Source organism: Oceanithermus desulfurans (assembly GCF_014201675.1).
In the GTDB taxonomy this organism is placed as follows: Bacteria; Deinococcota; Deinococci; order Deinococcales; family Marinithermaceae; genus Oceanithermus; species Oceanithermus desulfurans.
This window is the reverse complement of the sequence record NZ_JACHEZ010000003.1, coordinates 34,974-50,367: the sequence shown is the minus strand read 5'-3', so window position 1 is coordinate 50,367 and position 15,394 is coordinate 34,974. Positions and strand designations below refer to the sequence as shown.

The window sequence follows — 15,394 nt, the reverse complement described above, 5'->3', positions numbered from 1 at the left end:
CACGCCCTCCTAAAAAAAACCGCCCGCATGGGGCGTGCCGCTACCGGATTGTTCCGCTGTTCGTTCACGTTCTCCTCCTTCCCCGCCTCACGGGACGGGCTTAAAGGTCAAGGCAATTTACCCCGCCCAAGGGGGCGGGGTCAAGCGGAGCGTGACTTACCTTCAGGTGGTCTGGGTGGGTTGCTGGCTGGCGGCCGTGTAGGCCAGGACGCCCACGATGACGGCGACGATGACGGCGTTCCACATCGCGGCGCTCAGAGCGCTGTAGCCGAGCACCCAGGGTGAGACGAGAAGCCAGAGCGCGACGACGAGCTCGGACCACTCTTCCCAGGGCTTGGCGTCGGCGAGGGCCAGCAGCGAGAGCACGACGAAGATCGCGCCCACGATCAGCGCGTTCCAGAGCGCGGCGGTGTTCTGCGAGAAGGCGAGAATCCAGGGCGAAACGACCAGCCAGAGACCCAGCACCAGGTTGACCCAGTCCTGCCAGCGTTTCATGTAAGCTCACCTCCTTCCGCGAGCATTATAAAACATGAGTGGTACGATATCAAGTCGGCCGCTCCGGCGGGCGCGGACTTGCGCCCTTCCCGCGCGGTTGGTACAGTGGGGAGCGTTGGTTGGCCGCACGACCAAGCCCGTGCGCCCTCTAAGGAGGACTCCATGAAGGAAGGCATTCACCTGAAGCTCGTCCCCGCCAAGATCATCTGCGGCTGCGGCAACGTCATCGAAACCTACTCGACCAAGCCGGAGATCCACGTGGAAGTCTGCTCCGCCTGCCACCCGTTCTTCACCGGCAAGCAGCGCTTCGTGGACACCGAAGGCCGCGTCGAACGCTTCCAGCGCCGCTTCGGGGACTCGTACAAGAAAAACCTCAAGAAAAAGAAGGCCTAGCCCTCGCCGGCCAAGACGAACCCCCGCGCAATAGCGCGGGGGTCTTGGTTTCCGGCGGTCACTCGCTCCTGGCTTCCTCGACGATCTTTTGCGCCAGCTGCGGCGGCACCTCGGCGTAGTGGCTGAACTCGAGGTTGTAGGCCCCCTGGCCGGCGGTGAGGCTGCGCAGCACCCGGCTGTACTCCAGGATCTCGCCCAGCGGCGCCTCGGCGTGGATGACCGCGAGGGCGCCGTCCATGTCGGAGCCCAGCACCCGGCCGCGGCGGCCCTGGAGGTCGGAGAGAATGTCGCCCATCTTGTCCTGGGGGACGATGATCTTGAGCTTGTAGATGGGCTCGAGCAGGGCCGGTCCCGCGGCCTCGGCCACCTTCTTGAAGGCCAGCGAGGCGGCGATCTGGAAGGAGAGGTCGGACGAGTCCACCGAGTGGTGGGAACCGTCGTAGACCGCGGCGCGGAAGCCGATCACCGGATAGCCGGCGAGCACGCCCTTTTTGGCGGCCTCCTTGATGCCCTTTTCCACGGCCTCCTTGTACTTGGTGGGGATGACGCCGCCGGTAATCTCCCAGACGAACTCGTAGTCCTCGGCGGGCTCGAGCCGCAGCCAGACGTCGCCGTACTGGCCGTGGCCGCCGGTCTGCTTCTTGTGCTTGCCCTGCCCCTCGGCCTTGCGGCGGATCGTCTCGCGGTAGGGGATCTTGGGCAGCTTCAGCTCGACCTCGACGCCGTAGTCGTGCAGGCGCTCCTTGGCCACCTCGAGGTGCATGTCGCCCATGCCCCAAAGCAGCATCTCCCCGGTCTCCTCGTTGCGTTCGAGCCGCAGGCTGGGGTCCTCCTCGAGCAGCTTGTTCACCGCCTCGCCCAGCTTGGCCTCGTCACCCTTGCCCTTGGGCACGATGGCCATGAAGGTGGTGGGCTCGGGCAGCTTGGTCATCGGCACCTCTTCGGGCTCCTCGGCCCACAGCGCCATGGTGCGGTGCAGCTGGTCGGCCTTGGGCAGGGCCAGGATGTAGCCGGCCTCGGCCCTGTCCACCTCGAGCAGCTCGTTGCCCCGGGGAACGTAGAGCTTGTTGAACTTGACCGGTCCCTTCTCCGACTGCAGCACGTCGCCGGGCTTCAGCTCGCCGCGGTAGAGGCGGATGTAGGCGACCTTGCCCACGAAGGGTTCGACCTGGACCTTGAAGACCTTGCCCAGCGGCGGCCCCTCGCCCCAGCGCTCGGTGGGGGAGGGGAGGGCCTGCAGGAAGATGTCGAGCAGCGGCTCCACCCCGATCAGCGTCTCGCCCGAGGCGATGGCGACCGGGTAGACGAGCCCCTGGCGCACGGCCTCGTGGAAGGCCTTGGCCACCTGTTCGGGGGCCGGTTCCTCACCTTCCTCCAGGTACTGCTCGAGCAGGTTCTCGTCCGTCTCCACGATGGCCTCGATCGCCTGCTCGCGGTACGTCCCCACCTGCTCCGCCAGCTCGGACGGAACCTCGAGCTCTTCGTACTCCTCACCGTCGTAGCGCAACGCCTTGTTCCGCAGCACGTCGAGCAGGCCCACCCAGTCAGGCCCCTCCATCCAGGGCAGGTGCACCGGGACGATGCTGCCCAGCGTCGAGCGCAGATCCTCGAGCAGCTGGTAGAAGTCGCCCCCCTTGTCGAGCTTGGTCACCACGACCATGCGCGGCAGCTCCAGCCGCTCGGCCACCGTCCAGGCGCGCTCGGTCCCGATCTGCACGCCGTCGGGCGCGCTCACGGTGACCACCGCGGCGTCGGCCGCGGTCAGCGCCCCGCGGATGCTGGCGATGAAGTCGAGGTAGCCGGGGGTGTCGAGCACGAAAAACTTGTGCCCCTTCCAGTCCAGGGGCAGCACCGCCGTGCGTACGCTGATGCCGTGGGCCTTTTCCTCTGGGGTGTAGTCCGAGGTCGTGGTGCCCTCGGACACGCTCCCCCTCCGCTCCTTGGCCCCGGTGAGGTAGAGCAGCGCCTCGCCCAGGGTCGTTTTTCCGCTGCCGGAGTGTCCGGCGAAGGCGATGGTACGGATCACGTTCGTCCTCCTTTCGTGGCCTCCCTACGTGCACCAAGTATACGACGCGTGCGAGCGGGGTTTTCTTCGGCCAAACGTCCCCGCTGGTAGGCTGGGGGCATGCGGTTGTGCGTGCGCAAGGGAGCCTGGCGGGCGATGTGGGACGACGCCCGCGCCCGCGCGCCGGAAGAGGCCGTCGGCCTGCTCGTGGGGCGGCGGGGGTGCGCCGAGGCGGCCTGGCCGCTGGCCAACGCGAGCCCGCATCCGCTGGTGCACTACTTCGCCGATCCGGGCGAGCTGCTCCAGGCGCTCCGCCGCGCCGACGCCGAGGGGCTCGAGGTGCTGGCGCTTTACCACAGTCACCCGGCGGGGCGGCCGCGGCCCAGCGAGCGCGACCGAGCCGAGGCCAGCTGGCGCGTGCCCTACGTTATCCTGGGGCTGCCGGAGGGGCGCGCCCGTGCCTACCTCCTGCCCGAAGGAGAAGAGGTGGAGATCCGTGTGGAGCCGTGAAGAACTCGATCGCTACGCCCGGCACATGATCCTGCCGGAGGTGGGTCCCGAGGGGCAGGCGCGCCTGAAGGCCGCCTCGGTGCTGGTCGTAGGCGCCGGGGGGCTGGGTTCGCCCTTGCTCATGTACCTCGCGGCGGCGGGCGTGGGGCGCATCGGCATCGTCGAGGACGACGTCGTCGACCTCAGCAATCTGCAGCGGCAGGTGCTCTACGCCACCCCCGACGTGGGGCGGCCCAAGGCCGAGGTCGCCGCCGAACGGCTCGCCGAGCTCAACCCCCACGTCACCGTGGAGGTTCACCCGCAGCGCCTCACCTCGGAAAACGCGCTCGCGCTCTTCGCCGGCTACGACCTCGTCGTCGACGCCAGCGACAACTTCCCCACCCGCTACCTGGTAAGCGACGCCGCCGTCTTCGCCGACAAGCCCCTGGTCTACGGGGCGATCCACCGTTTCGAGGGGCAGGTCGCGGTCTTCCACCACCAGGGCGGCCCCTGCTACCGCTGCCTCTTTCCCAAGCCCCCCAAGCCGGGCAGCGTGCCCAGCTGCGCCCAGGCGGGCGTCTTCGGGGTGCTGCCCGGGGTGATCGGCAGCCTGATGGCCACCGAGGTGCTCAAGCTGCTGCTGGGGATCGGCCGCCCGCTTTCGGGCCGGTTGCTCCTTTACGACGGACTCGAGGCCGAATTCCGCGAGCTCAGGGTCGAGCGCGACCCGAACTGCCCGGTCTGCGGCGACCACCCCACGCAGAAGGGCCTGATCGACTACGAGGCGTTTTGTAACGTTTCCCGGTAGCATGCCCTAAGGATGCGGATGGGGACGTTGTTCCTCTTACCCGTCTGCGGGCGGTGCTAGACTTGGGAAGAACAGCCATGGCAGGGCCTGCGCGGCAGGCTCGGAAAGGAGTCAAAATGGCAGAGGCTGAAATCGCACGGGGATTGGAAGGCGTCGTTTTCACCGAGACCGAGCTCTCGTTCATCGACGGCCAGAACGGTAGGCTCTACTACCTGGGCTACCCCATCCAAGAGCTCGCGGAGCACAGCAGCTTCGAGGAGGTCTCCTACCTGCTGCTGCACAAGCGACTACCCACGGCCGACGAGCTGGCGGTCTTCAAGGAGAAACTGGTCAAGAACCGCAGCATCGCGGTCGAGAAGGTGGCCTCGTTCGCCGACTACCCGCGCACGGCCCACCCGATGGCCTCGCTGCGCACCGCCATCAGCGAGTTGGGCCTCTTCGACCCCACCGAGGAGGACACCTCCTTCGACAGCCTCTACGAGAAGAGCGTCAGCCTGATCTCCAAGTTCGCCACCGTCACCGCCGCCATCAAGCGCCTGCGTGAGGGGCACATGCCCATCGAGCCCGACCCCGAGCTCTCCCACGCGGCGAACTTCTACTACATGCTCAACGGCAAGCGCCCCAGCCCCGAGCAGGAAAAGCTGCTCGACGTGGCGCTGATCCTGCACGCCGAGCACGGCATGAACGCCTCCACCTTCACCGCCCTGGCCGTGCACTCGACCGCCTCGGACATCTACTCCTCCATCGTGGCGGCGGTGGGCGCCCTCAAGGGCCCGCGCCACGGCGGCGCCAACGAGCAGGTCATGAAGATGGTGCAGGAGATCGGCAAGCCCGAGGCCGCCCGCGGCTGGGTCCAGGGCAAGCTGGCCAACAAAGAGCGCATCATGGGCATGGGTCACCGCGTCTACAAGGCGCTCGACCCGCGCGCCGTCATCCTCAAGAAGTACGCCGAGATCGTGGCCAAGGCCCACGGCAAGTCCACCGAGTACGAAATCCTCACCATCGTCGAAGAAGAGGCGGGCAAGGTGCTCAACCCGCGCGGCATCTACCCCAACGTCGACTTCTACTCGGGCGTCGTCTACTCCGACCTGGGGATCCCCACCGAGTTCTTCACCCCCGTCTTCGCGGTGGCGCGGATCTCGGGCTGGACCGCCCACATCCTCGAGTACGCGCGCATGGACAACCGCCTGCTCCGCCCCAAGGCCAAGTTCGTGGGCGAGCTCGACCGCAAGTACGTGCCCATCGATCAGCGCTGATCCGGCACGAAAAAGCGCCGCCGGCTGGGGCCGGCGGCGCTTGCGCTTGGGATCAGCGGATCGCGTCCAGCGCCTCGAGCACCGCCCCGGCATCGCGGAAGCGGGCCTGGGGGTCCTTGGCGACCATCCTCCCCAGGACGGCGCCCAGCTGGGTGTCGGGCTCGAGCCCCGCGGCCGCGGGCAGCGGGGCGTGGAGGTGGCTTTCCATCACCACCTGGGGGGTGCCCACGTAGGGCAGCTCGCCCGTCAGCCCCCAGTAGAGGATCACCCCGGCGGCGTAGACGTCGGTCGCCGGGGTCACGTTCTCGCCGCGCACCTGCTCGGGGGCGATGTAGGCGATCGTGCCCAGCCGCAGCCGCTGGGTGGCCTCGCGCTTGGGGCCGGAGAGGTCGAAGTCGATCAGCCGGGCGTGCCCCCGGGCGTCGACGATGACGTTCTCGGGCTTGACGTCGCGGTGGACGTAGCCGCGCTCGTGCATGTGCCCGAGCGCGGCGAGCAGCTGCCGGAAGACGTCCAGGAACTCGCCCGGCGCCGGCGGCTCTTCCGAGAGGCGGCGGCCGGGCGCGTAGGCGAGGAGGACCGCGGGGTGGGCCTCGATGTCGAGGCGCTGCAGCACCGGGTTGACGTTGGGGTGCTCCAGGGCGCGCCCCACCTGCCACTCGCGGTCGGCGCGCGCTTCGTACCCCTCGGGGAAGACCTTGACGGCGAACGGGCGGCCCTGCCGGTCGAACGCCAGGTAGACCGTCGCCACCGCGCCGCGCGCGATGGGGCGGACGACCCGGTACTCGCCCAACAGCACCCGTCCAGGGATACCCACAACCCAACTATAACGTGCTCGAAAGGGCCTCACCCGGTTCACGCCGGCGGCGGTAGAGTGGGTGCGTGCGAGCCGTGAACCGCCCCGAATTCCAGGAAGGCCGGACGTTGCAGCGGGGGATCGCCCTGGCGGGGGGCGCCGCCCGCGGCTTCGCCCACATCGGCGCGCTCAAGGCGGTTGAGGAGTCGGGCCTGCCGGTGGCCGCGGTGGCCGGCACCAGCATGGGCGCGATCATCGGCAGCCTCTGGGCCAGCGGGATGCCCGCCGACGAGATCCTGGGGCTGGCCCGCAAGACCAGCTGGCTGCGCCTCATCAACTTCCGCCCCGGCGGCGGGCTGCTTTCCGCGGGCAAGCTGCGCGACTTCCTCGGGCGCTACCTGCCGCGCGACTTCGAGGGGCTCGAGCGCCCCTTCGCGGCCGTGGCCACCGACGCGGTCCGCGGGCGCAGCGTCTACCTGCACCGCGGCGACCTGCCCAGCGCTGTCCTCGCCTCCGCCGCCTACCCCGGTCTCTTCTCGGCCGTCGAGCGCGACGGCCTGCAGCTGATCGACGGCGGCGTCCTCGACAACCTACCGGTCGACGCCGCGCGCTTTCTGGGCTCGGAGTGGATCCTGGCCGTCGACGTGACCTACGATCCCGACCACGAGCAGGATCCGCCCACGGGCCTGCTCGAGCTCGGGCGGCGCGCGGTGGACCTGATGCAGGCGCGGCTCACCCAGGCGCGGCTGGCCATGAACCCGCCCGACGCCTACGTGCGGCCCGATCTGCGGGGCATCGGGCTCGAGCATTTCGGTAAGCTGGAGGAGATTTGGCCGCGGGGGTACGAAGCGGCGAAGCGTGTTCTCGACGAGGTGATCCATGAACGTTCGTGAATTCCTGCGTTACCTTTGGCACGAGTGGTTCCGCCAGGTGGGGGAGGCCCTGCTGGTGGCCTTCGTCATCACCACCTTCTTCTTCACCACGGTCCAGGTCTACGGCCGCAGCATGGTGCCCACCCTGCAGCACGGGGAACGGGTGCTCGTGCCCAAGTACGAGATGTGGCTCGAGCGCTTCGGGCTGCGGGCCTGGCACCGCGGCGAGATCGTGATCGTCAAGCCGCCGCCTGGGGCCCCGAACTCGGTGGCCGCGTTCCCCATCCTGGGTTTCCAGTACCGTCCCTACTTCATCAAGCGGCTGGTGGCGCGCCCGGGCGACACGGTGCGGGTCGAGGAGGGACGGCTCGTCGTCAACGGCGTCTACGTGGACGAGTCGTTCATCACCGACAAGATCCAGCCCTACCCCGACAGCTTTCCCCGCGTGCTGGTGATCGACGGCAAGGTCGTGGGCTTCCAGGGCTACCGCGTCGACAACCTGCCGGCCTACCTGAACGACGCCCTGGCCATGCTCGAGCCGGTGCCCGAGGAGGTCAGGCTGGCCAGCCGCGCCCGCCCCGTCGAGTACGTGGGCACGCTGCGGCTGGCGCCCGGCTACTACTTCGTGATGGGCGACAACCGCACCCTGGGCGGCTCCGAGGACTCGCGCGTCTTCGGCCCCATCCCCGACCCCAACATCGCCGGCCGCGCCAGCGCGGTCTGGTGGCCGCCGGTGACCCGCGACGAGCGCGGCCGCTGGAAGCTGAATCTGCGGCGGCTCACCATACCTCCGGGTTTCCGGGCCGTTCCCGACGCACCCGCCAACTGAACCATCGGCGGTGGAACGAGGGCCCGCGTCCGCGGGCCCTCGTTTTCGTGCGGGGCGCTAGGCCAGTTCGCGCAGCACCTCGCCCAGCAGCTCCACGGCCAGCGCCGCCTCCGCGCGGCTCAGCACCAGCGGGGGCGAGAGCCGCAGCGTCGAGGGGCCGGCCGGCAGGGTGAGCAGGCCCTTGGCGAAGGCGGCCTCGGCCACGCGGTCGCGCAGCTCGGGGTCCTCCTCGCGCGTCCCGGGGTCCTTCACGAAGTCGAGCCCGATCATCAGGCCGCGGCCGCGCACGTCGCCCAGCCGCGGGAAGTCGGCCTGGAGCTTGGCCAGCTCCTCGCGCAGGAAGGCGCCGACCTCGTAGGCGTTCTGCATCAGCCCCTCCTCGAGCAGGTCGAGCGTCGCCGTCGCCGCCGCGGCGGCGACGGGGTTGCCCCCGAAGGTGGAGCCGTGGGCGCCCGGGGGCCAGCTCGAGAGCTCCTCCTTGAAGAGCACCGCCGAGATGGGGTAGCCCGAGGCCAGGCCCTTGGCAAGGATGACGATGTCGGGGTCCAGCTCCTCGTACGCCGAGGCGAGGAAGCGGCCGGTGCGCCCGCTTCCGGTCTGCACCTCGTCGGCCACCAGCAGGATGCCGTGGCGGCGGGCCAGCTCCTGCAGCGCGGGCAGGAACCCCTGCGGCGGCACGACGTAGCCGCCCTCGCCCTGGATGGGCTCGAAGAAGATCGCGCCCACCTCGTCGGGCGGGAGCTTGGTCTTGAAAAGGTGCGCGATGTAGTCGAGCACCACCTGTCCGGCGTCCTCGGGTTTGGCGCCGAAGGGCGGGCGGTAGGGGTGGGGGTAGGGGACGTGCACCACGCCCGGCAGGAGCGGCGCGAAGCCCTTGCGGTACTTGCTGTTCGAGGAGGTAAGGGCGAGCGAGCCCAGGGTGCGCCCGTGGAAGGCGCCGGTGAAGGCGAGGATGTAGGGACGGCGGGTGTGGTAGCGCACCACCTTGACGGCCGCCTCCACGCCCTCGGTGCCGGAGTTGCCGAAGTAGACCCGGAAGCCTCCGCCCGCCAGCCGGTCGAGCCGTTCGGCCAGGCTCACCTGCGGCTCCGAGGAGAAGTCCGAGAAGCAGACGTGGCTGAACCGCGCCGCCTGCTCACGCACCGCCTCGACCACCCGGGGGTGGGCGTAGCCGGTGGTGTTCACCGCGATGCCGGCCATCAGATCGAGGAAGACGTTGCCGTCCACGTCGCGTATCCAGACGCCCTCGCCAGCCTCGGGTACGAAGGGGTAGGGCCGGACGTACGAGGTCGAGAGGACGCGTTCGTCGCGCGCGAGGACTTCCTTGGCCTTGGGACCGGGCAGCGGGGTGTGCACCTCGGGACGTTGAAGGGTTTTCATGCCTCCAGTCTAGCGCCCGCAACCGGGACGTATCCCCGGAATTCTCCTTACCTCCTCAAAACGGACGGCTATACTTGGATGGAATGAAGGAGGAGGGCGCGTTGCAAGCTAAAGCGATCGTCGTGACATCGGGGAAGGGAGGCGTCGGCAAGACCACCACCACGGCCAACGTGGGCGCGGCGCTGGCGCGCGAGGGCGAGAAGGTGGCCGTGATCGACGTCGACGTCGGGTTGCGCAACCTCGACGTGGTGATGGGGCTGGAGGGGCGCGTCGTCTTCGACCTGATCGACGTGCTCGAGGGCCGTTGCAAGATGCGCCAGGCGCTGATCCGCGACAAGCGGGTGGAGAACCTCTACCTGCTCCCGGCCTCGCAGACGCGCGACAAGGAGGCCCTGGACCCCAAGATCTTCCGCGCGGTGGTGAAGCACCTGATCGAGGACGAGGGCTTCGACCGCGTGCTCATCGACTCCCCGGCCGGCATCGAGCGCGGCTTCCAGACCGCGGCGGCTCCGGCGGAGGGCGCGCTCGTCGTGGTCAACCCCGAGGTCAGCTCGGTGCGCGACGCCGATCGCATCGTGGGGCTGCTCGAGGCCGGTGAGGTGGCCGAGAACCGGCTGATCGTGAACCGCATCCGCCCCAAGATGGTCAAGCGCGGCGACATGCTCTCGGTCGACGACATCGTCGAGATCCTGGGGCTGGGGCTGATCGGCATCGTCCCCGAGGACGAGGGCATCCTCGTCTCCACCAACATCGGCGAGCCGGTGGCGCTGCGCAAGGAACGCTCGGCGGCCGGCGAGGAGTTCCGCAACATCGCCCGCCGCATCCGCGGCGAGGAGGTGCCGTTTCCCAGCCTCGACGAGGCGTCGGGGTTGTGGCAGACGGTGCGCCGCATCTTTGGAGGCCGTTGATGTTCTGGTGGCGCCGCAAGAAGAGCAAGCAGAAGGCCAAGGAGCGGCTGCAGCTGGTGCTCGCCTACGACCGCGCCAAGCTGCCCCCGGGGCAGGTCGAGGCCTTGAAGCGGGACCTGCTCAAGGTCTTGCAGAAGTACTTTCCCACCGAGGACCGCGAGATGGAGATCGAGTTCGAACAGCGCGGAGAGCGCATGGTCCTGATCGCCGACATCCCGGTTCGTTCATGATCCGCAGGCTCGACCTCACCCTCTACGACTGGCCTTTGGCCCTGCTGACGCTCGGCCTCAACGTCGCCGGCCTCTTCGTGCTCGCCAGCGCTGCGCCCAACCCGCGGCTGTGGAAGCTGCAGCTGCTCTTCGCAGCGGTGGCCCTCGTGGCCGCGGCGCTGCTGCAGCTCTTCCGCAAGGCGACGGTCTACCGCCTGAGCTACGTCGCCTACGGCCTCAGCCTGCTGCTGCTCGTCGCGGTGCTCTTCTTCGGTCGCGAGGTGAACGGGGCGCGCTCCTGGTTCGTGCTGGGCCCCTTGCGGCTGCAGCCCTCGGAGCTCGCCAAGCTGGCGCTGATCCTGGCGCTCGCCCGCTTCCTGCACGGCCGCACCCTCGAGCGTTGGCGCGACTACCTGCTCCCCCTCGCCCTGGCCCTGCCCCCGGTCGCGCTCACCCTGGTGGAGCCCGACCTGGGCGGCGCGCTCGTGCTGGCGGCCATCGTCTTCGGCATCTTCTTCGTCCGCGGGCTGCCCTGGCGCCACCTCGCCGTCGCCGTGCTGCTGGCGGCGGTGCTGGTGCCGACGGTCGTCTGGCCCAACCTCAAGCCGCACCAGCAGGAGCGCATCCTGGTGCTGCTGAACCCGGCGAGCGATCCTCTGGGGGCCGGCTTTCAAGTGATCCAGTCGATGATCGCGATCGGCTCCGGCGGGGTCGCCGGCAAGGGGTACGGTCAGGGGACCCAGGCGCAGCTGGGCTTCGTTCCCGAGCGCCATACCGACTTCATCTTCTCGGTCCTGGCCGAGGAGATGGGGCTCGTCGGCGCGCTGGCGGTGCTGCTCGGCTACGCGGCGCTGCTCTACCGCCTGGGGGTGATGGCCGTGGAGGTGCTCCACGACGGCGACCGCCTGGTGATCGCCGGGGTGATGAGCCTGCTGGCCTTCCAGCTCTTGGTGAACGTGGGCGTCACCCTGGGCGTCGCGCCGGTGACGGGCATCACCCTGCCCCTGATGAGTTACGGCGGGACCAGCCTGCTCACCACCTACCTGGCCCTCGGCCTCGCCCAGCTCGTCTACCGCGACCGGTACGAACCCGCGTAGGTTGGGTGCGCGCCCCGGCTAGCGGTAGAGTAGGGGGCGTGATTGGTTTTCTGATCGGTTTCCTGGCGGGCGGCTTCGGGGCGCTCGTGGGGCTGGGCGGAGGGGTGATCATGGTCCCCCTGCTGGTGAGCTGGGCCCGGCTCGACCAGCACCGCGCCCACGGCACCAGCCTCATGGCGGTCGCGGGCACCGCCCTCGTCGGAGGCGTCAGCTACGCGCTGGGGGGCAGCGTCGACTACCTGGCCGCCGCCCTGCTGACCGTCACCGCGATGATGACGGCCCGGCTGGGCGCACGCTACACCCAGAAGCTCGACGCCCGCAGCCTGCGCCGCATCTTCGGCAGTTTCCTGATCCTGACCGCCTTCCTGCTGCCCTTCAAGAAGCAGCTGCCGCACGTCGCGGCCGGCGGCGCCGGCGCGCTCAGCTGGGTCGTGCTGCTCGGCGCCGGCGGACTGGCGGGCTTCCTCTCCGGACTGCTCGGCATCGGCGGGGGAACGGTGATGGTTCCCGCGCTGGTCCTGGGCGCCGGCGAGCCGCAGCAGCTCGCGCAGGGGACGGCGCTGATGGCCATGATCCTGCCCTCGTTGATCGGCGCCTACACCCACGGACGCATGGGGCACATCGACCGCAGGATCGCCCCCGGGCTGCTCTTCGGCATCGTGCTGGGGGCGTTCTCGGGAGGGCAGGTGGCCCTGGGCATCCCCGAAGGTATACTGAGGTGGATCTTTGCGGCCGTGCTGCTGTGGACGGGGTTGCGTTACCTGCGCCGCCGCTAAAGGAGGAGAGATGAACCTGGGACCGGTAGAAATCATTTTGATCCTCTTGATCATCGTGCTGCTCTTCGGTGCGCGAAAACTCCCCGAACTGGCCCGCGGCCTGGGCCGCTCGGCCAGCGAGTTCAAGAAGGGGCTCAAGGAGGATCAGGAAGAGAAGCCTTCCGAAGAAAACAAGTGAACGTAGGTGGGCTTGAGGGCCACCTCGATGCGATCGCCTTCGCTCAAGCGGAGGCGGTCTTGTACGTGGCGGGGGAGGAGCACCTCCAGGGCGAGTGCGCCCTCGACGCGCACCGCGTAGGCGAGGCCCTTCTTCACCAGGCGGCGGACGACCACCTCGAGCCGGTTGCGGGCCAGCGGTGAGCTGAGCGGCCGGTCGGGGCGCACGATCATCACCTCTTCGGGCCGGATCCCCCAGTGCACCTGCCGCCCCACCGGCGGCGGCGCTTCGGTGGGGGCGAAGATGCGCAGCCCCCGCGTTTCGATCCAGACCCCGTCCCCTTCGCGCCCGGCCACCTTCCCGGCAAAGACGTTGGCGAACCCCACGAGGCGGGCGATCCCCAGGGTCGCGGGTCGGGCGAAGACCTCGTCGGGCGGGCCCTGCTGGCGTACGGCGCCGTGCTCCAGCACGGCCAGGGAGCGGCTGCGGCCGGCGACGTAGCGGTCGTGGGTGACGAGCAGGGTGGGCAGCCCGACCTCGGCCACGATCCGGTCGATCAGGTCGATCGTCGTCTCGCGGGTGGCGGCGTCCAGGGCGCTCGTCGGCTCGTCCAGCAGCAGCAGCCGCGGCTCCAGCGCCAGCGCCCGGGCGAGGGCGACGCGCTGGCGCTCGCCGCCGGAGAGTTCGTGGGGGCGGCGGCCCGCCAGGTGCGCGAGCTCCACGCGTTCGAGCCAGCGCCGCGCGACGCGCTCGGCCTCCGGCCCCCGCAGCGGCAGGGCCACGTTCTCCAGCGCGGTCATGTGGGGCACCAGTGCGTACCCCTGCGGCAGGTAGCCGACGCGCCGCTGCTCGGGTCGCAGCCCTCCGAAGGGCTCGCCGCGGGCCCGGATCAGGCCGGCCAGGGCGCGCAGCAGGCTCGTCTTCCCGGACCCCGACTCGCCCAAGAGCGCCGTCAGCCCCTCGACGCGCAGGCGGGCGTGCAGGTTCAGCGGGCGCTCGAGCCGGTAATCGATCTCCACCTGACCTCCAGTGTGCGTACGGCCAGCACCATGACGAAGGAGAGGGCGACGAAGACGAGCGCCGCCCGCGCCGCCTGCTGGAACTCGAGGGCCTGGACGAGGTCGAAGATGTAGATGCTGGCCACGCGCGTCTCGCCCGGCAGGTTGCCGCCGACCATGAGCACCACCCCGAACTCGCCCAGGGTGTGCGCGAAGGCGAGCAGCGTTCCGGAGAGCAGCCCCGGCCAGATCCAGGGAAGGATAACCCGCCGCCAGCGGCGGAAGGTGCCCAGACCGAGGGTGCGGGAGACCTCCAGCACCTCGGGTTCGACGGCCTGGAACGCCTCCCGGTAGGCGGTGAGCGCGAACGGCAGACTGAAGATCACCGAGGCCAGCCAGATGCCCTCGAAGCGGAAGGCCCAGTCGAGGCCGAGGCGGCCGAGAAAGCCTTCGGGAGCGAGCAGGATCAGCAGGTAGTAGCCCAGCACGGTGGGCGGCAGGGTCAGGGGCATCAGGAAGACGGCCTCGACCAGGGCGCGGGCGGGCACGCGCTTGAAGACCAGCGCATAGGCCAGCGGAACGCCCAGGACGAGCAGCGTGAGCGAGGTAAGGGCGGCCAGCTTGAACGAGAGCAGGAAGGCCTCGGTCATGGCGTCGCGTACCCGTGGCGCGCCAGGATGGCGCGGGCTTCTTCGCTGCCCAGGAAGGCGACGAAGCGCTGCGCCTCGGGGCGGGGGTCGAGCTGCGCGGCGACCTGGAGCAGCGGCGGGTAGAGGTCCTGGGGCACCCGCCAGTAGGCCCCCCGCTCCCGCAGCGCGGGGAGCAGCGCCGAGGCCAGGGCGAGGAAGCCGGCGTCGGCCCCCTGAACCGTCATCTGCGCGGCCTGCGAGACGTTGGCGGCGTAGATCAGCTTGTCCTCGACGCGCGCGTACCAGCCCGCCCGTTTGAGGGCGGTCAGCGCCGCCTTGCCGAAGGGGGCGTAGGCGGGGTTGGCCACGGCGACGCGGCGAACGCGCGGATCCGCAAGAACGTCGAAGCCGGTGGGGGTGACGCCCAGGCGCGAGGGCACGTAGAGGACGAGGGGGCTCCGGGCGAACGGCGTCTCGGTGTAGATCCGCACCCCGGCGTCGGCGAGGTGCCGCAGGTAGCCGGGGCTGGCCGAGAGGAAGACCTGGAAGGGCGCGCCGCGGCGGATCTGTTCGACGAGCTGGCCCGAGGCGCCGTAGGAGACCCCGAGTTGAACGTCGGGGTGCGCGGCTTCGTAGGCGGCCACCAGCTCGGGCAGCACCGGGCTCAGGTTGGCCGCCGCCGCGATCCTCAGCGGTTGCGCCTGGGCCAGGCCCAGCAGCAGGAAGACGACCAGGAGGCGTCGCATCACGCCCATCCTACAAAGAAAAGCCGCCCCCGGATGCGGGGGCGGCGGAGAAAGGCGGGGTTACTTGATCCCCAGCGACTGCACCAGGGCCTGGCGGGCCTTGAAGACGTCGGCGGGGGTAAGGGCCTTGGCGCGCAGCTGGGCCACCTCGTCGGCGGTCAGGGGCCGGAAGTCTTTGGGCAGCAGGTCCTTGTTCCACTCGCTCAGCAGGTAGTTCAGGATCGCCGCGACCTGATCGTTGGAGAGCTGGGCGAAGGGGGGCATGAAGCCGTTGTAGGCCTTGCCCTGGGCGCTGATCTGCCCCTGGAGCCCGAAGACGATCACGTGAACCAGGTAGGCGCGGCCCTCGTCGTTCTGGGCGAAGTGGCCGGCCCATTCGGCCAGGGGCGGGAAGACTCCCGGGGTGCCCTGTCCGGTGGCGCCGTGGCAGCTGGCGCAGAACTTGCCGTAGTCGGCGGCGCCGTCGGCCAGCACCAGCGGGGCGAGCGCCAGCAGGGCGATCAGCACGGTCACGAATTTGCGCATTTGTGCACCTCCAGGCGGATTATATC

At 69.6% G+C, this 15,394-nt stretch carries 19 protein-coding genes; 11 read left to right on the top strand and 8 right to left on the bottom strand.

The window, feature by feature from the left end; all coding sequences use genetic code 11:
- Positions 1–162: 162 nt before the first annotated feature.
- On the bottom strand, positions 163–495 hold the full coding sequence (locus tag HNQ05_RS04435) for an SPW repeat protein (protein WP_147147654.1): 333 nt from the start codon (positions 493–495) through the stop codon (positions 163–165).
- A gap of 162 nt (positions 496–657) precedes the next feature.
- Here HNQ05_RS04435 and rpmE point away from each other — a divergent pair, with 162 nt between their 5' ends.
- A complete protein-coding gene (gene rpmE / locus HNQ05_RS04430) occupies positions 658–888 on the top strand; it encodes a 50S ribosomal protein L31 (RefSeq protein WP_013457597.1) in 231 nt (76 codons plus the stop codon).
- A 58-nt stretch (positions 889–946) separates the two neighbouring features.
- Here the strand turns inward: rpmE and HNQ05_RS04425 are convergent, their stop codons facing one another.
- The gene (locus tag HNQ05_RS04425; protein WP_147147652.1) at positions 947–2,914 is read right to left on the bottom strand and encodes an elongation factor G; all 1,968 of its coding nucleotides are present in this window, start codon (positions 2,912–2,914) and stop codon (positions 947–949) included.
- A 99-nt stretch (positions 2,915–3,013) separates the two neighbouring features.
- On the opposite strand from HNQ05_RS04425, the gene HNQ05_RS04420 reads away from it, so the two are divergent.
- The 3 genes from HNQ05_RS04420 (at position 3,014) to HNQ05_RS04410 (ending at position 5,446) form a co-directional block, all read left to right on the top strand.
- Positions 3,014–3,403, top strand: a complete 390-nt coding sequence (locus tag HNQ05_RS04420) for a M67 family metallopeptidase (protein WP_147147650.1) — start codon at positions 3,014–3,016, stop codon at positions 3,401–3,403.
- Positions 3,390–4,190: a HesA/MoeB/ThiF family protein gene (locus HNQ05_RS04415; protein WP_147147648.1), complete on the top strand. Its 801-nt coding sequence runs from the start codon at positions 3,390–3,392 to the stop codon at positions 4,188–4,190. Before HNQ05_RS04420 ends, HNQ05_RS04415 begins: the two co-directional genes overlap by 14 nt.
- 116 nt (positions 4,191–4,306) lie before the next feature.
- Positions 4,307–5,446: a citrate synthase/methylcitrate synthase gene (locus tag HNQ05_RS04410; protein ID WP_147147647.1), complete on the top strand. Its 1,140-nt coding sequence runs from the start codon at positions 4,307–4,309 to the stop codon at positions 5,444–5,446.
- A 52-nt stretch (positions 5,447–5,498) separates the two neighbouring features.
- Here the strand turns inward: HNQ05_RS04410 and HNQ05_RS04405 are convergent, their stop codons facing one another.
- Entirely contained in the window at positions 5,499–6,263 is a 765-nt protein-coding gene (locus tag HNQ05_RS04405; RefSeq protein ID WP_147147645.1) for a serine/threonine-protein kinase, read from the bottom strand.
- Between the two features lie 65 nt (positions 6,264–6,328).
- Between HNQ05_RS04405 and HNQ05_RS04400 the strand changes: the two genes are divergently transcribed.
- Both HNQ05_RS04400 and lepB read left to right on the top strand, forming a co-directional pair.
- Positions 6,329–7,135: a patatin-like phospholipase family protein gene (locus tag HNQ05_RS04400; RefSeq protein WP_147147643.1), complete on the top strand. Its 807-nt coding sequence runs from the start codon at positions 6,329–6,331 to the stop codon at positions 7,133–7,135.
- The gene (gene lepB / locus HNQ05_RS04395) at positions 7,122–7,943 is read left to right on the top strand and encodes a signal peptidase I (RefSeq protein ID WP_147147641.1); all 822 of its coding nucleotides are present in this window, start codon (positions 7,122–7,124) and stop codon (positions 7,941–7,943) included. The genes HNQ05_RS04400 and lepB overlap by 14 nt, the downstream gene beginning before the upstream one ends.
- Before the next feature lie 57 nt (positions 7,944–8,000).
- On the opposite strand, the gene HNQ05_RS04390 is transcribed toward lepB, so the two are convergent.
- Positions 8,001–9,323, bottom strand: a complete 1,323-nt coding sequence (locus HNQ05_RS04390) for an acetyl ornithine aminotransferase family protein (RefSeq protein ID WP_147147639.1) — start codon at positions 9,321–9,323, stop codon at positions 8,001–8,003.
- A 101-nt stretch (positions 9,324–9,424) separates the two neighbouring features.
- Here HNQ05_RS04390 and minD point away from each other — a divergent pair, with 101 nt between their 5' ends.
- From minD to tatA, 5 genes are read left to right on the top strand one after another with little or no spacing between them, the layout of a single operon-like run.
- Entirely contained in the window at positions 9,425–10,231 is an 807-nt protein-coding gene (gene minD, locus HNQ05_RS04385; RefSeq protein ID WP_041554623.1) for a septum site-determining protein MinD, read from the top strand.
- A complete protein-coding gene (gene minE / locus HNQ05_RS04380) occupies positions 10,231–10,461 on the top strand; it encodes a cell division topological specificity factor MinE (RefSeq protein ID WP_013457607.1) in 231 nt (76 codons plus the stop codon). Before minD ends, minE begins: the two co-directional genes overlap by 1 nt.
- A complete protein-coding gene (gene rodA / locus HNQ05_RS04375) occupies positions 10,458–11,537 on the top strand; it encodes a rod shape-determining protein RodA (RefSeq protein ID WP_147147637.1) in 1,080 nt (359 codons plus the stop codon). The genes minE and rodA overlap by 4 nt, the downstream gene beginning before the upstream one ends.
- Before the next feature lie 5 nt (positions 11,538–11,542).
- Positions 11,543–12,313, top strand: a complete 771-nt coding sequence (locus HNQ05_RS04370; protein WP_147147635.1) for a sulfite exporter TauE/SafE family protein — start codon at positions 11,543–11,545, stop codon at positions 12,311–12,313.
- A 10-nt stretch (positions 12,314–12,323) separates the two neighbouring features.
- Complete coding sequence (gene tatA / locus HNQ05_RS04365; protein ID WP_013457610.1) at positions 12,324–12,491, top strand: Sec-independent protein translocase subunit TatA; 168 nt, start codon at positions 12,324–12,326, stop codon at positions 12,489–12,491.
- Here the strand turns inward: tatA and HNQ05_RS04360 are convergent.
- The 4 genes from HNQ05_RS04360 to HNQ05_RS04345 are packed head-to-tail and all read right to left on the bottom strand — an operon-like array spanning position 12,458 to position 15,368.
- Positions 12,458–13,489 carry an ABC transporter ATP-binding protein gene (locus HNQ05_RS04360; RefSeq protein ID WP_147147632.1) on the bottom strand — a complete coding sequence of 344 codons (1,032 nt, stop codon included), beginning with the start codon at positions 13,487–13,489 and terminating at the stop codon, positions 12,458–12,460. The two genes, tatA and HNQ05_RS04360, sit on opposite strands and share 34 nt — an antisense overlap.
- Positions 13,456–14,118 (bottom strand): molybdate ABC transporter permease subunit, encoded by a 663-nt coding sequence (gene modB / locus HNQ05_RS04355; RefSeq protein WP_147147630.1) that lies wholly within the window; start codon positions 14,116–14,118, stop codon positions 13,456–13,458. Before modB ends, HNQ05_RS04360 begins: the two co-directional genes overlap by 34 nt.
- The gene (modA, locus tag HNQ05_RS04350; protein ID WP_183677617.1) at positions 14,115–14,843 is read right to left on the bottom strand and encodes a molybdate ABC transporter substrate-binding protein; all 729 of its coding nucleotides are present in this window, start codon (positions 14,841–14,843) and stop codon (positions 14,115–14,117) included. The genes modB and modA overlap by 4 nt, the downstream gene beginning before the upstream one ends.
- A 60-nt stretch (positions 14,844–14,903) precedes the next feature.
- Positions 14,904–15,368 carry a c-type cytochrome gene (locus HNQ05_RS04345; protein WP_147147627.1) on the bottom strand — a complete coding sequence of 155 codons (465 nt, stop codon included), beginning with the start codon at positions 15,366–15,368 and terminating at the stop codon, positions 14,904–14,906.
- Between the last annotated feature and the right edge of the window lie 26 nt (positions 15,369–15,394).

Excerpts from the sequence above, each read along its gene's own strand:
- HNQ05_RS04435 (WP_147147654.1), bottom strand. The coding sequence starts at position 495 with ATGAAACGCTGGCAGGACTGGGTCAACCTGGTGCTGGGTCTCTGGCTG.
- rpmE (WP_013457597.1), top strand. The coding sequence starts at position 658 with ATGAAGGAAGGCATTCACCTGAAGCTCGTCCCCGCCAAGATCATCTGC.
- HNQ05_RS04420 (WP_147147650.1), top strand. The coding sequence starts at position 3,014 with ATGCGGTTGTGCGTGCGCAAGGGAGCCTGGCGGGCGATGTGGGACGAC.
- HNQ05_RS04410 (WP_147147647.1), top strand. The coding sequence starts at position 4,307 with ATGGCAGAGGCTGAAATCGCACGGGGATTGGAAGGCGTCGTTTTCACC.
- lepB (WP_147147641.1), top strand. The coding sequence starts at position 7,122 with ATGAACGTTCGTGAATTCCTGCGTTACCTTTGGCACGAGTGGTTCCGC.
- HNQ05_RS04390 (WP_147147639.1), bottom strand. The coding sequence starts at position 9,323 with ATGAAAACCCTTCAACGTCCCGAGGTGCACACCCCGCTGCCCGGTCCC.
- minE (WP_013457607.1), top strand. The coding sequence starts at position 10,231 with ATGTTCTGGTGGCGCCGCAAGAAGAGCAAGCAGAAGGCCAAGGAGCGG.
- rodA (WP_147147637.1), top strand. The coding sequence starts at position 10,458 with ATGATCCGCAGGCTCGACCTCACCCTCTACGACTGGCCTTTGGCCCTG.
- tatA (WP_013457610.1), top strand. The coding sequence starts at position 12,324 with ATGAACCTGGGACCGGTAGAAATCATTTTGATCCTCTTGATCATCGTG.
- modB (WP_147147630.1), bottom strand. The coding sequence starts at position 14,118 with ATGACCGAGGCCTTCCTGCTCTCGTTCAAGCTGGCCGCCCTTACCTCG.
- modA (WP_183677617.1), bottom strand. The coding sequence starts at position 14,843 with ATGCGACGCCTCCTGGTCGTCTTCCTGCTGCTGGGCCTGGCCCAGGCG.
- HNQ05_RS04345 (WP_147147627.1), bottom strand. The coding sequence starts at position 15,368 with ATGCGCAAATTCGTGACCGTGCTGATCGCCCTGCTGGCGCTCGCCCCG.